We start from the raw sequence: 14,155 nt of genomic DNA, 5'->3' as shown, positions 1-14,155 counted from the left end.
GGGGGCCGTCCTACTGCGGCTGTGGGCGCATCTCCACGATCCGCAGGCCCAGTGACTGGCAGCGGGCCACCAGACCGTAGAGATGCGCCTCGTCGATCACCGAGCCGAACAGGATCGTCTGACCGGCCATCACCACATGGTTCAGCTCCGGAAAGGACTTGGCGAGCGTCTCCGACATCTGCCCGTCGACGCGGATCTCATAGCGCATGGCCGTTCTCCCGCGAAAGGCGTGGGGCGGGCGGACTGCACCCCGCACTCCGATACTCCGGCCCACGGTGCGACCCGTCCTCACCCGGCAAAGGTGATACCGCGCGCGTATGCCTCACTCAGTGCTTCAGCACGAGCTTGACGGCGACGATCAGCAGGCCGAGCAACAGATTGACCGACGCGGTGACGATCACCAGCCGCAAGGAGGCCCCCGCCCGCCGGGCCCCTCGCACCGACCAGCCCACCTGACCCGCGACGGCGAGACCGAGCGCCAGCCAGACGGCGCCTTTCACGTCCAGGCCCAGCAGCGGGCTGACGGTGACGGCGAGGGCGGGCGGGAGGGTGGCCCGCAGGATCGGCCATTCCTCGCGGCACACGTTCAGCACTTCCCGGCGGTCCAGGGCCTGGCGCGCCAGCCGCTCCCCGAAGAGCTTGGCGTGCACGTGCGCGAGCCAGAACACCGTCCCGGTCAGGAGCAGCAGCACGACCAGCTCCACCCGGGGGAATTGCCCGAGCGAACCGGCGCCGAGCACCACGGAGGCGGCGAGCAGCGATCCGTAGACGCCTCCGGTGAAATCGGCGTGCCCTTGTCGCTCCGCCCTGTCGGCCGCCGGGCGCATCACCGGACGTGCTCCTCACCGGTGGGGGCGTCGGCACCCGGCGGCTGCACGGCGTCGGCGCGCCCCGGCAGCCGAGAGGTGATCAGGAAGCTCGCCAGGGTGACCCCGCCGGCCGCGAGGATGGCCGCCTTCAGGCCCTGCAACTGCGCCGAGGCATAGGAGTCGGCCACGGCGTCCACCTCGGCGGGCGGCAGCCCGGCCCGCTCGGCCGCCGACCGCACCTGGTCGGTGGGCACGAAGGAGACCCCGGCCTCCAGGGCGACGCTCGTCTGCTGCCGTGCCTGCTCCGACAACCGCGTGTCCTCCTCGACGTGTGCCGTGAAGGCGTGGGCCAGCGCGCCGATGAGCAGCGACCCGATCAGCGCCGTCCCCAGCGCCGAACCCAGGTTCTGGGCGGTGTACTGCAACCCGCCGACCTCGCTGCGCTCCTCCTCGGCGGCGCTGGACTGGACGACATTGCCCAACTGCGAGACCAGCAGGCCCATCCCGAGGCCCAGCAGGGCCATGGCCCCGGCGAACTGGGCGTCGTCGATCTTCGGATCGATGGTGGCCAGCAGCCAGACGATGGCCGCCGCCAGGGTCAGCAGGGCCGCCCTGACCAGGGTGCGTGGCGCGACCCGGCGCGCGAAGCGGGAGGCGCCCAGGGAGGCGACGAGCATGGTGACCGAGACCGGCATGAGCCGCAGCCCGGTCTCGAAGGCGTCGAAGCCCTGAACGACCTGCAAGTAGAGCGGGATGGCGAAGAACAGTCCCAGGAGGATGAGGTTCTGGCTGAGCATCGTCAGCAGCCCGGCGCGCAGGACGGGCCGCTCCAGCAACGCCAGGTGCACCAGCGGATCCCGGCGCCGGGCGGTACGCCGGTGCTCCCATCGGACGAAGGCGCCCAGGACGAGCGCCGAGGCACCGATGACGAACATCGTCGGGGCGAAGCCGAAGAGGGTGAACGGCGGGTTCCTGGGCTGGACCCAGCCCCAGGTGCCGCTCTGCAGCACGCCGAGGACGCCGAGTGCGAGGCCGCTCGCGGACAACGTCGCGCCGACGGCGTCCATGCCGGGGCGGGGACCCCTCCGGGGAGCCTCCGTGATCATCCGGCGGCACAACAGCATGGCCACCACGAGCACGACCTCGCCGGCGAAGACCAGCCGCCAGGTGAGATACGTCGTCACCCAGCCGCCGAGCAGCGGCCCCACCGCGATGCCCGCACCGGCGAGGCCGCCGATGACGCCGTAGGCGACGGCGCGCTCCCGGTCCCGGTAGGACTCCGCGACCAGCGCCGCCATGGCCGGCAGCACCAGGGCCGCGCCGAGTCCCTCGATGACCGACCAGCCGATCGCCAGCACCCACACGCTCGGTGCCGCCGCCGTGATCCCCGATCCGACGCCGTAGACGACCAGTCCCAGCAGGAACAGCCGACGGCGGCCCAGGATGTCGCCCAGCTTGGCGCCGACGGCCATGAACGCGGCCATCATCAGCGCGTAGAGCGTGATGACGCCCTGGATGGCGGTGACCTCGGTGTCGAAGTCCTCGACCAGCTGGCTGATCGAGACGTTCATGACGGCGGTGTCCAGGACCATCAGGAACTGGGCCGCGCCGAGCACGATCAGAGCCCGCCAGTGCGCCACGTGCCACCTCGCAGAAATTCGGGCCGGTCGGCCGGGCGGCGGCCTCGACTGTCCGGCCACCACTCCCATGGCACCCGACGCGACCAGGGGGACGCCTCACCCGCCCTGGGGGAGGCCCGGGACGCCGGTCACAGCAGGCCCAGCTCCCGTGCCCGCCGCACCGCCGCGCTGCGCCGGTTCACGGCCAGCTTGCGGAAGACGCCCTTGAGGTGGGTCTTGACCGTGTTGACGGAGACAAAGAGGTCGGCCGCGATCTCCTCGGTGGACATCAGCTGCGCGAGCCGTACCAGGACGTCGTGCTCGCGGGCGCTGAGCTCCTCCACGACGAGGGGCCCGGTCGCGCCGGGCAGGTCGCGGCCCCGCAGCGGCCAGCCCTCGGCGAGTCCCTCCGGCCCCGCACCCAGCAGCCGCAGCAGCCAGGACCCGGCGTCCAGGAACGGCCTGCGCAGCCGTTCCCGGCGGGCGTCCAGGAGCGCCCGGGTGAGGATCCGCCGGGCGGTCTCCGGGTCCCCGGCCTGGTCGCAGGCCTGCGCGCGGACCAGCAGGGCCGGCACGGTGACGGCGGGACCGGCACCGTCCTCGGGTGGCAGGGCGTCGAGCAGGTCGAGCGCCGGGCCGGGACGTCCCGCGGCGAGCAGGGCCCGTGCCGTCTCGACCGTGCAGGAAGCGTGGTCGTCCGGAGCTTCGAGCATCGCCCGCACGGCCGTCTCGGGGTGGCCTTCGGCGAGATGGGCGGCGCAGACGATGGCGGCCACCCCGCTACGCACCCAGGGGGAGACCACGTCCGCGGCGATGGCGGGCTCGGCCGCGGCGAGAGCAGCGGGTGCGTCCCCCTGCGCCAGGCGCAGCCGTGCCGTAGTGAGGGCCCGGCCCGCCGCTGTCACCGGGTCGCCCTGTGCCGCCGTAACGCATCCAGCCGCCTCGTCGAGGAGGTACTGGGCCTCCTCCAGTTCATCGCGCTCGACGGCTACGGCGGCCCGGACCAGGTGGCCCACGCCCGACCCCGCCGACGGGGGCAGCCCGTACCGCTCGGTCTCGGTATGCGCGGCGAGCGCCTTGGATTCGGCCCGGTCGAGCCAGCCGTCGAGATAGTCGATCAGCGCGAGGTGGCTCAGGCTCTCCTGGCGGGGCAGTGCCGTCGCGGCACCGGTGGGGCAGGTGACGACGGCGTCCAGGGCGTCGCGCGCGTCCTGGAACCGCCCGGCCCACAGCTGAGTCGTGCCCAGGTGGGTCAACAGCAGGGCGTTGAGCTCGGGATGCTGTTCGAGGAGCCGGGCAGGCACGTCGCCCTGGAGGTGCCGGGCCGACCTGGCCGCCTTCTCCGCCCGGCCCGGGGCGCCGGTCAGCCGGGCCGCGTGGGCCTCCAGGAGGGCGCAGCTGAGCTGGGCCGCGGCCGGGTCGGACGCCTCGTCGGCCAGGGTCTGCTCGGCGTGATGCAGGTGGGTCAGAGCTCGGTCGACGTCGTGGTGGGTCAGCGCGCGGGCCGCCCGGACGAGTTCGGCGGCGGGGCTCGTGTTCTCGGGGGCCATACGGGAGAACAGGTCGGCCAGGCCCTCGGCGCGCAGGCCGGTGAAGAGCTGCCCGATGGCCAGGTCGTCGACCAGTGCGCCGGCGGTGAACTCCCAGTCGCCCGCGGCGGCGCCATGGGCCAGCGCCTCCGGGAGGTACCCGGAGGCGCGCAGCCACCGTGCCGCCCGGCGATGGAGCCGGGGACGCAGACCGGGCCGGGTCACTTCCAGGTAGGAGCGCAGGATCTCGCCGAACAGGGGGTGCAGCCGGTACCACGAGTGCCCCAGCGACTCCACGAAGGCGTTCTGGCGGCGCAGTTCGTTCAGGATCGGCCCGGCGTCCGACCGGCCCGTGAGGGTGTTCGCGAGAGCGGCGGAGAACCGTTCCAGAACGCTGACGCGCAGCAGCAGGTCCTGCGTCTCGGCAGGCTGCCGCTTGAGCACCTCGTCGAGCAGATAGTCGGCGACCGTACTGTGCCCGGCCTCGAACTCCTTGAGACAGGTCTCGGCGTCATCGGCCTTCTGCGCGGCCAGGGCGCACAGCCGCAGGCCCGCCGCCCAGCCCCCGGTCCGCTCCACCAGCGCACCCGCCGCGTCCACGGACAGATCCAGACCGTGCAGCCCGAGCAGACCGACCGCCTCCCCCGGCGTGAAGGCCAGGTCGGCGTTGCGGACCTCGGTGAGGGTGCCTGCCGCGCGGTACCGGTGCAGCGGCAGCAGGGGCTCGGTGCGGGTGACGAGCACCAGGCGCAGGCCGGGCCAGGCGTGCCGCAGGACGAACTCCACCTGCTCGCTGACGGCGGGGCCGGTCACCCGCTCGAACTCGTCGAGTACGACGACCACGGGCCGCTCCCGGGCCGCGAGGCCGACGGCGAGGCGGGCCAGCAGCTTGCGGTCCACCCGGTGCGCGTCCGCCGGGAAGCCGACCTCGGCGGGAGCGAGCACGTCCCGGTGGTGCAGGGCCTCCAGCAGATAGGCCCAGAACAGGCCGGGTGTCTGGCCGGCGTCGGCGGTGAGCCAGACGACCGGCCCGTCCAGACTCGCGGCCCAGTCGGCGACCAGCAGGGTCTTGCCCGCCCCGGCGGCCCCGTTGACCATGGTCAACGGCGTCGTCCGGCCCAGGTCGAGGTGGCGCTGCAGACGCCCGCGGCGCAGGAAGGTGGGGGGCCTGGCCGGGATGGCGAACCGCCCGGGCAGATAGGGCGCGCCCACGGGATCGACCCCGGAGGCTGGTGTGACTGGCTCGCCCGGTTCAACCGCAACCATGCCGACCACCACCACCATCCGTCAGGCCATGGTCAGTGCTCCTTCATCAGAATCCCAGGTCCGCCATGCCTTGGCACGCGGTGCGACGGCCGCACGGCCTCACCACAGGCCCGTTCAGGCCAGTGACCAGCGCCGGAACGGGCCTCACAGCCGCCCGTCGTCAACCCTGCGCCGCTCCTGCCACCTCCCGAGCCCACCGGTAGTCCGCCTTCCCGCTCGGCGAGCGGCGGATGGCGTCCGTGACGACCAGCTGGCGGGGGATCTTGTACCCGGCGAGATGGGAGCGGCAGTGCGTCTGGATGTCCTCAAGGGAGGGCCGGTCCGCGCCCTCGCGGAGCTGGACGACGGCCGCCACATGGTGGCCCCACTTCGTGTCCGGCACCCCGGCGACCAGCGCGTCGTACACGTCCGGATGGGACTTCAGTGCCTGCTCCACCTCCTCCGGGTACACCTTCTCGCCACCGGTGTTGATGCACTGCGAACCGCGGCCGAGGACGGTCACGACGCCCTCCTCGTCAACGGTCGCCATGTCCCCGAGCAGCACCCACCGCTGCCCGTCCTTCTCGAAGAAGGTCTCGGCGGTCTTGGCGGGGTCGTTGTAGTAGCCGAGCGGCACGTGCCCGCACTGGGCGACCCGGCCCACCTCGCCGACACCGATCGGCTTCCGTGTGGCCGGATCGACGACCTGTGTACGGGAGTTGACGCGGATCCGGAAGCCGCGCTCGGGGCCCGCGTCCTCGGTGGCCGTACCGTTGAAGCCGGACTCGGAGGAGCCGAAGTTGTTCAGCAGCATCACGTTCGGCACGAGCTCCAGGAACTGCCGGCGCACGGTCTCCGACATGATCGCCCCGGACGAGGAGACGCTGAACATCGACGAGCAGTCCGTGCCCTTCAGCGGCCCACTGAGCGCGTCGATGAGCGGCCGCAGCATCGCGTCGCCGACCAGCGACATGCTGGTGACCTTCTCCTTCTCGATCGTGCGCAGCACCTCCTCGGGCACGAACTTGCGGTGCAGCACGACCCGTTGACCGAAATTGAAGCCGATGAACGCGGTGAGGGTGGAGGTGCCGTGCATCAGCGGGGGAGCGGGGAAGAAGGTGATCCCGGACCCGCCGGCCGCGACCCGCTCGGCGAGCTCCTCGGGCTTCTTGACCGGCTCGCCGGTCGGCGCCCCGCCGCCGAGCCCCGCGAAGAACAGGTCCTCCTGGCGCCACATGACTCCCTTGGGCATCCCCGTGGTGCCGCCGGTGTAGATGATGAACTGGTCGTCGCCCGACCGCGCCGGGAACCCCCGCTCAGGTGAGCCCGCCGCCTCGGCCTCGGCGAATGGCACGCCGAGCGAACCGCCCCCCACCCGCACCAGATGCCGGAGCATCGGAGCCCGCGGCCGAGCCACCGCCACCCGGCCCTCGAACTCGGCGTCGAAGACGACCGCCACCAGATCGGCGTCCCGGTAGAGGTAGACCAACTCCTCTTCCACATACCGGTAGTTGACGTTGACCGGCACGATCCGCGCCTTGAGGCAGCCGAGCACGGTCTGGAGGTACTCGACGCCGTTGTAGAGGTGCAGCCCGAGGTGCTCACCGGGGCGGATCCCGCTGTCCAGCAGATGGTGCCCGATCCGGTTGGCCGCCGCGTCCAGCTCGGCGTACGTCAGCCGGCGCTCCGCGCCCGTGCCCGGGTGGTCGAGGTACACCAGCGCCTCGCGGTCCGGCACCACGTCCACGACCGACTCGAACAGGTCGGCAAGGTTGTACTCCACCGCTCCTCCTGACCTCGCTGCCCCTCGGTTGCCGGTCATCAGAGCAAAGGGCGGCTCGACTGTGAAGACTCCGCGCACAACAAATCTGACTGTCTGTCAGAAAACTCTTGAAGTGCTCCGTCGCCTCCTGCAACCTGTTCTCGTTCTCAAGAGGGGAGACGGGCGATGGGTGGAACCGAACACCTCACCGTGCGCCGCGAGGGCGCCACACTCGTGCTCACACTGAATCGGCCCGAGGCCAAGAACGCGCTGTCGCTGCCCATGCTCGTCGGCCTGTTCGACGGCTGGATCGAGGCCGACGAGGACGACTCCGTCCGCTCGATCGTGCTGACCGGCGCGGGCGGCGCGTTCTGTGCGGGCATGGACCTCAAGGCCCTCGCGGGGAAGGGCATGGCGGGCGAGCGCTACCGCGACCGGCTCACCGCCGACCCCGACCTGCACTGGAAGGCCATGCTGCGCCACCACCGCCCGCGCAAACCGGTGATCGCCGCCGTCGAGGGGTACTGCGTGGCCGGCGGCACCGAGATCCTCCAGGGCACCGACATCCGGGTCGCCGGGGCATCCGCGACCTTCGGCCTCTTCGAGGTCAAACGGGGCCTGTTCCCGATCGGCGGCTCCACGGTCCGGCTGCAACGCCAGATCCCGCGCACCCACGCCCTGGAAATGCTGCTCACCGGCCGGCCCTACAGCGCTCAAGAGGCCGCCGGTATCGGCCTGATCGGCCATGTCGTCCCCGACGGCACCGCTCTCACCAAGGCACTGGAGATCGCCGAACAGATCAACGCCTGCGGCCCGCTCGCCGTCGAGGCCGTCAAGGCGTCGGTGTACGAGACCGCCGAGCTGACCGAGACCGAGGGCCTCGCCGCCGAACTCAAGCGCGGCTGGCCGGTCTTCGACACCGCCGACGCCAAGGAGGGCGCCCGCGCCTTCGCGGAGAAGCGACCGCCCCACTACAAGCGCGCCTGAGGAGCCCCCATGCCCGAAGTCCTCAAAGCCCCCCTCGTCGTCGAGTTCCCCTTCACCCGCTCCCTCGGCCCCGTCCAGAGCGCCTTCCTCACCGGACTGCGCGAACGTGTCGTCCTCGGGGTGCGCACCACCGACGGCCGCACCCTCGTCCCACCCGTCGAGTACGACCCGGTCACCGCCGAGGAGCTCCGCGACCTGGCCGAGGTCGCCCCCACCGGCACCGTCACCACCTGGGCCTGGAACCACGAACCCCGCCGCGGCCAGCCCCTGGACACCCCCTTCGCCTGGGCCCTGGTCCGCCTCGACGGCGCCGACACCGCCCTTCTGCACGCCCTCGACGCCCCCGGCCCGGACGCCGTCCGCACCGGTCTGCGCGTCCGCGTCCGCTGGGCCGAGGAACGCACCGGCGCCATCACCGACATCGCCTGCTTCGAGCCGTACGACGGCGATCCCGCCCAACCCGGCGGCCACTCCGGTCAGTTCGAGAACATGGTCACCGGCATCGTCGCCCACGCCCGGCTCGACTACACCTACACGCCAGGACGCGCCCAGAGCGCCTACATCAACGCCCTCGCAGAGCGCCGCAACGTCGGCGAACGCTGCCCGTCCTGCCGCAAGGTGTACGTCCCGCCCCGAGGCGCCTGCCCCACCTGCGGGGTCGCCACCTCGGAACAGGTCGAAGTCGGCCCGCACGGCACGGTCACGACCTTCTGCATCGTCAACATCAAGGCGAAGAACCTCGACATCGAAGTCCCGTACGTCTACGCCCACATCGCCCTCGACGGCGCCGGCCTCGCCCTGCACGGCCGGATCGCCGGCATCCCCTACGACCAGGTCCGTATGGGGCTGCGGGTGGAACCGGTGTGGACCGAGGGTTCCCGCTTCCCCGACCACTACCGGCCGACCGGCGAGCCCGACGCGGACTACGACACCTACAGGGAGCTGCTGTGACCCGCGAGATCGCCGTCGTCGCCTTCGCCCAGACCGACCACCGCCGCACCAGCGACGACCGCTCCGAGGTCGAGATGCTGATGCCGGTCCTGCACGAGGTCCTCGACCGGACCGGGCTGAAGACCGCCGACATCGGCTTCACCTGCTCGGGCTCCAGCGACTACCTCGCAGGGCGCGCCTTCTCCTTCACCCTCGCCCTCGACGGCGTGGGCGCCTGGCCCCCGATCTCCGAGTCGCACGTCGAGATGGACGGCGCCTGGGCCCTGTACGAGGCCTGGACCAAACTCCTCACCGGCGACGCCGACACCGCCCTCGTCTACTCCTACGGCAAGTCCTCCCCGGGTTCCCTGCGCGACGTCCTCACCCGCCAGCTCGACCCGTACTACGTCGCCCCCCTGTGGCCGGACTCGATAGCCCTCGCCGCCCTCCAGGCCCAGGCCCTCATCGACGCGGGCGAGACCGACGAACCCCAGCTCGCGACGATCGCCGCCCGCAGCCGCGCGACCGACAACCCGCACGCACAGCTACGAGGCCCGGTGCCCCAAGGGGACTATCGCGTACGGCCCTTGCGCACCGGCGACTGCCCGCCCATCGGCGACGGCGCCGCCGCCGTCATCCTCGCCGCCGGTGACCGCGCCCGGGACCTGTGCGCCCGCCCCGCCTGGATCCGGGGCATCGACCACCGCATCGAGGCCCACTCGCTCGGCGTCCGCGACCTGACCGACTCACCCTCGACCCGCCTCGCCGCCGAGAAGGCAGGCGCCTTCGAACGGCCCGTCGACACCGCCGAGCTGCACGCGCCGTTCACCGCCCAGGAGGTCGTCCTGCGCAAGGCGCTCCGCCTCGACGACACCGTGCGTGTCAACCCCTCCGGCGGCGCCCTCGCCGCCAACCCGGTGATGGCCGCCGGGCTGATCCGCATCGGTGAGGCCGCCGCCCGTATCCACCGCGGCGAGTCCGACCGGGCCCTCGGCCACGCCACCTCCGGCCCCTGTCTGCAACAGAACCTGGTCGCCGTACTGGAAGGGGATCCGCGATGAGCAAGGAACCCGTGGCCGTCGTCGGGATCGGCCAGACCAAACATGTGGCGGCGCGCCGGGACATGTCCATCGCCGGACTGGTGCGCGAGGCGTCCCAAAGGGCCCTGGACGACGCCGAGTTGACCTGGGCCGACGTCGATGCCGTCGTGATCGGCAAGGCGCCCGACTTCTTCGAGGGCGTCATGATGCCCGAGCTGTATCTCGCCGACGCGCTCGGCGCGGTGGGCAAACCCATGCTGCGGGTGCACACCGCCGGCTCGGTCGGCGGCTCCACCGCGCTGGTCGCGGCGAACCTCGTCGCCTCCCGCGTCCACGGCACGGTACTGACCTGCGCCTTCGAGAAACAGTCCGAGTCCAACGCGATGTGGGGCCTGTCCCTGCCGATCCCCTTCCAGCAGCCGCTGCTCGCCGGCGCCGGCGGCTTCTTCGCCCCGCACGTGCGCGCGTACATGCGCCGCAGCGGCGCCCCCGACACCATCGGCTCCCTCGTCGCCTACAAGGACCGGCGCAACGCCCTGAAGAACCCCTACGCCCACCTCCACGAGCACGACATCACCCTGGAGAAGGTCCAGGCCTCGCCCATGCTGTGGGATCCCATCCGCTACTCGGAGACCTGCCCCTCCTCCGACGGCGCCTGCGCCATGATCCTCAGCGACCGCGCCGGAGCCGCCCGCGCACCCCGGCCGCCCGCCTGGATGCACGGCGGCGCGATGCGCAGCGAGCCCACCCTCTTCGCGGGCAAGGACGCGGTGTCACCGCAGGCCGGCAAGGACTGCGCCGCCGACGTCTACCGGCAGGCCGGCATCGCCGACCCGCGCCGGGACATCGACGCCGTCGAGATGTACGTGCCGTTCTCCTGGTACGAGCCGATGTGGCTGGAGAACCTCGGCTTCGCCGCCGAGGGCGAGGGCTGGAAGCTCACCGAGGCAGGGGTGACCGAACTCGACGGCGACCTGCCCGTCAACATGTCGGGCGGTGTCCTGTCCTCCAATCCGATCGGCGCATCCGGCATGATCCGGTTCGCGGAGGCCGCCCTCCAGGTGCGCGGACAGGCCGGGGAACACCAGGTCGCGGACGCCCGCAGGGCCCTGGGGCACGCCTACGGCGGGGGCTCGCAGTTCTTCTCCATGTGGCTCGTGGGAGCCGAGCCCCCCGACTCGTGAGAGCACTCCGCAAAGGTCCCCCTCACGTGGCCTGTTGGCACCCCGGACCGATCGCTAGGCTGGCCGCGGACGACGAACCGGGAGGAGCACGGACGTGGCCGAGAGCACCACCATCCAGCAGCACCCGCTCACGGGCTGGGACAAGCCGGAGCTGGACCTCAGCAACGCCGAGTGGCACTCGACCAGCCGCGGTCTGGGGGACGTCCAGATCGCCTTTGTCGAGGGTTTCATCGCGATGCGCAACAGCGGCCGCCCACAAAGCCCCTCGCTGATCTTCACACCCGCCGAATGGGGCGCCTTCGTGTCGGGCGCACGGGAGGGCGAGTTCGACCTCACCTGAGCCGCGCCCGCCGGAAGCCGGTCCGGCGGGCCGGTCCGGCGGGCCGATCCGGCGGTGTTCCGCCCGTTTTTCCGGACACGCGACCTCCAGCACCCTCCCGGGACCGGGGCCTGAGCCAGGCTGGCCCCCGGAAGGGGACGGTCGTACTCGGGAAGCGAGGAACCCATGAGCACCCTGCCGGTCATCGCGGCGGTCGACGGTTCGGACGACAGCCTGCGGGCCCTGGACTGGGCCCTGGACGCCGCCCGCGGCCGCGAGGCGCCGCTGCGCGTGGTCCACGTACGGCAGTACGCGGCCTGGCTGCAGGCCGATGTGCTGGTGTCGGGACCGCCGGACGCGGAGGAGGATCCGGTGCTCGGACAGGTGCGCAGCCATCTGGCCGAGGTGCCGGACCGGCCGGACACGGAGTACGTCGCTCTGGAGGGCGCCCCGAGCGCCGTGCTGCCGGAACTGGGTGCCACGGCCCAGCTGTTGGTCCTCGGCTCCCGTGGCCGGGGCGGCTTCGCCAGCCTGATCCTGGGCTCCAACGGCATGGCCGCCGCACGGGACGCCGAATGCCCCGTCGTCGTGGTCCCCCGACCGGGCCGCGAGGTCCACGAGGGCGTACCGACCGGACCCGGCCCCAGAGTCGTCGTCGGTCTCCAGGTCGACAGCCCCGACGAGGCCGTCCTCGATCTCGCCTTCGCCGAGGCCGCCCGGCGCGGCGCCCGCCTCCAGGTGGTGGCCGCCTACCCGTCGCCCGTGCAGATCTGGACAGCCGCACCCGGCCAGATCCTGCCCCCGACCGTCGACGACCAGTCCGTCGAGAACGAGACACGCGCTCTCGTGGACGGCTTCCTGGCCCCGCACCAGGCCCGCCATCCGGACATCCACACCGACCCGTACGTGGCCCCCGGCGACGCGGCCGGCCACCTGGTCGCAGCCTCCAAGGACGCGGAACTGACCGTGGTGGGCCGCCACCGCCGCCGCCTTCTGGCCCCGGCCCGCATGCTGGGCTCGGTCACACAGGCGGTCCTGCTGCACGCGGCAAGCCCGATCGCGGTGGTACCGCCGTCGCCGCCAGAGGACTGAGAAACGACACAACAACGCCGGACAAGGTGCCGCACCCGCTCGACGGCACAGGGCGGCACCCCAGTTGCGCGCACGGCCAAGTAGCATGGCGATATGTCGTTCCTCCGCCGCCGCAGCGCCACGCCCGCCGGGCCCGACTTCGACGTACTGGCCATGGATCCGGGCGACTGGCCCGGCAATCTGGGCGCCGGACTGCTGCCCGCCCCCGACGGCAGTTGCCAGGGCGTTTTCCTGCGCTACGACCTGTTCGGCGGCCGAGGCCCCGCGATGATCATCGGCAATCTGCCCGAAGGCTCCCCGGCCCGGGAGGTCGCCGAGGGCGAGATCCCCTTCGAGGTCGCCCAGCTGCTGCTGGCGCTGGAGAACGACGAGGAGGTCACCGTCGTCGGCACCGAGGACGTGCCGGTGATGCAGGGCGACAACCTCCTGATCGTGCGCCGTCTCAAGCTCTCCGAGAGCCGGATCTCCTGCGTGCAGTTCGACCGCAGCGACAATGTCCTGGTGACCATCGCCGCCTGGGACCGCCCCATCACCGACGACCTCTACGCCCTGCTGAAGCCGCTTCCGGCGGAGCTGTTCCAGCAGGTCTGAGGCGGCTGGCCGGCCGCGGGCACGACCGTCACGTCCGCGGCCCTCACGAACGCCACCCGGTGGCCGAACTGGATCTCGTAGTACAGATCCTTGCCGGTCACCAGCCGGTGCGAGGCCTCGTCGAACGTCACCGCGTAGTAGTACTGGCCGGGCACCTTGTCCCCGGCCACGTACTTCTGCCCCTTGGCCAGCCGGTACGGCAGCGGCGACACCGGCTGCGCGGGCACCCCCTCCGGATAGGCGGACGCCTCCGGAGAGGCCCGCCCGTACCGGGATCTCGTCCAGGCCCTGCTTCGGCGTCACCACCAGCCCCGTCGCGTTCACGGCCGTCGGCTCCTTCGCCGGGTTGTGGAACCAGGCCTTCTGGCCCAGGTACCAGATCGCCGTCCAGTCCCCGTCCCGCCCGGCGACCGCGTACTGCTGGCCGGTGGAGACCCGGGACGACAGATCGTTCACCCCGGTGCCCGGGGTCGTCCCCAGGCCGACGTCCTTGATCAGGGGGTACGACGTGCCGGGGCCGGAGTACAGCCCTACCGCGCTCGACCCGTGGGGCGCGCACGGTTCGCCCGCTGCCGTGCAGCCCGGGTACTCGGGCCGGTGCGTGGCGTAGTCCGGGCGGATCGTCACCGCACCGCTGTTCTTCCCGGCGGTCGGCTCGAACGGGCGGTCGAGCAGCTCGAAGTAGTGCTGCCAGTCCCAGTACGGGCCGGGGTCGGTGTGCATGGCCCTGATCGTCCCGCTGGTCGGCCCCGGCACCGTGTCATGGCCGAGGATGTGCTGCCGGTCCAGCGGGATGCCGTACTTCTTGGCGAGGTACTTCACCAGCCGGGCCGAGGAGCGGTACATCGCCTCCGTGTACCAGGCGTCCGGGTTGGCCAGGAAACCCTCGTGCTCCAGGCCGATCGACTTGGCGTTGACGTACCAGTTGCCCGCCTGCCAGCCGACGTCCTTCGCCTTCAGGTGCTGGGCGATGTAACCATCGGTGGAGCGCAAGGAGTAGTTCCAGGACACATAGGTCGGGTCCTGGACGAGGAGAACGCCGACTGCA

General features: G+C 71.9%; 12 protein-coding genes and 1 pseudogene. 7 read left to right on the top strand and 6 right to left on the bottom strand.

Annotation, left to right across the window (positions count from 1 at the left end; all coding sequences use genetic code 11):
- Positions 1 to 10: 10 nt before the first annotated feature.
- From RMT89_RS25845 to RMT89_RS25825, 5 genes are all read right to left on the bottom strand, one after another.
- Entirely contained in the window at positions 11 to 208 is a 198-nt protein-coding gene (locus RMT89_RS25845; RefSeq protein WP_315886176.1) for a hypothetical protein, read from the bottom strand.
- Between the two features lie 118 nt (positions 209 to 326).
- Complete coding sequence (locus RMT89_RS25840; RefSeq protein WP_315886212.1) at positions 327 to 827, bottom strand: hypothetical protein; 501 nt, start codon at positions 825 to 827, stop codon at positions 327 to 329.
- Positions 827 to 2,449, bottom strand: a complete 1,623-nt coding sequence (locus RMT89_RS25835) for an MFS transporter (RefSeq protein ID WP_315886175.1) — start codon at positions 2,447 to 2,449, stop codon at positions 827 to 829. Before RMT89_RS25835 ends, RMT89_RS25840 begins: the two co-directional genes overlap by 1 nt.
- A 128-nt stretch (positions 2,450 to 2,577) precedes the next feature.
- A complete protein-coding gene (locus RMT89_RS25830; protein WP_315886174.1) occupies positions 2,578 to 5,223 on the bottom strand; it encodes a LuxR C-terminal-related transcriptional regulator in 2,646 nt (881 codons plus the stop codon).
- Positions 5,224 to 5,383: 160 nt separating this feature from the next.
- The gene (locus tag RMT89_RS25825; RefSeq protein WP_315886173.1) at positions 5,384 to 6,985 is read right to left on the bottom strand and encodes an acyl-CoA synthetase; all 1,602 of its coding nucleotides are present in this window, start codon (positions 6,983 to 6,985) and stop codon (positions 5,384 to 5,386) included.
- A 165-nt stretch (positions 6,986 to 7,150) separates the two neighbouring features.
- On the opposite strand from RMT89_RS25825, the gene RMT89_RS25820 reads away from it, so the two are divergent.
- From RMT89_RS25820 to RMT89_RS25790, 7 genes are all read left to right on the top strand, one after another.
- Complete coding sequence (locus tag RMT89_RS25820; protein ID WP_315886172.1) at positions 7,151 to 7,951, top strand: crotonase/enoyl-CoA hydratase family protein; 801 nt, start codon at positions 7,151 to 7,153, stop codon at positions 7,949 to 7,951.
- Between the two features lie 9 nt (positions 7,952 to 7,960).
- Positions 7,961 to 8,902: an OB-fold domain-containing protein gene (locus RMT89_RS25815; protein ID WP_315886171.1), complete on the top strand. Its 942-nt coding sequence runs from the start codon at positions 7,961 to 7,963 to the stop codon at positions 8,900 to 8,902.
- Positions 8,899 to 9,942 (top strand): thiolase domain-containing protein, encoded by a 1,044-nt coding sequence (locus RMT89_RS25810; RefSeq protein WP_315886170.1) that lies wholly within the window; start codon positions 8,899 to 8,901, stop codon positions 9,940 to 9,942. The genes RMT89_RS25815 and RMT89_RS25810 overlap by 4 nt, the downstream gene beginning before the upstream one ends.
- Positions 9,939 to 11,105 carry a thiolase domain-containing protein gene (locus RMT89_RS25805; protein WP_315886169.1) on the top strand — a complete coding sequence of 389 codons (1,167 nt, stop codon included), beginning with the start codon at positions 9,939 to 9,941 and terminating at the stop codon, positions 11,103 to 11,105. The genes RMT89_RS25810 and RMT89_RS25805 overlap by 4 nt, the downstream gene beginning before the upstream one ends.
- Before the next feature lie 94 nt (positions 11,106 to 11,199).
- Positions 11,200 to 11,445, top strand: coding sequence for a DUF397 domain-containing protein (locus tag RMT89_RS25800; protein ID WP_315886168.1), 246 nt, complete (start codon positions 11,200 to 11,202; stop codon positions 11,443 to 11,445).
- A gap of 165 nt (positions 11,446 to 11,610) precedes the next feature.
- Positions 11,611 to 12,516, top strand: a complete 906-nt coding sequence (locus tag RMT89_RS25795) for a universal stress protein (RefSeq protein ID WP_315886167.1) — start codon at positions 11,611 to 11,613, stop codon at positions 12,514 to 12,516.
- A gap of 93 nt (positions 12,517 to 12,609) precedes the next feature.
- Entirely contained in the window at positions 12,610 to 13,107 is a 498-nt protein-coding gene (locus RMT89_RS25790) for a hypothetical protein (RefSeq protein WP_315886166.1), read from the top strand.
- On the opposite strand, the pseudogene RMT89_RS25785 reads toward RMT89_RS25790, so the two are convergent.
- Positions 13,059 to 14,148, bottom strand: a pseudogene (locus tag RMT89_RS25785) (N-acetylmuramoyl-L-alanine amidase); the annotation flags it as partial. The gene RMT89_RS25790 and the pseudogene RMT89_RS25785 overlap by 49 nt on opposite strands.
- Between the last annotated feature and the right edge of the window lie 7 nt (positions 14,149 to 14,155).

This window comes from Streptomyces sp. P17, from assembly GCF_032436805.1.
GTDB lineage: Bacteria > Actinomycetota > Actinomycetes > Streptomycetales > Streptomycetaceae > Streptomyces.
Note: the sequence above shows the minus strand (reverse complement) of the source record. Positions and strands in the feature narration are given on the sequence as shown.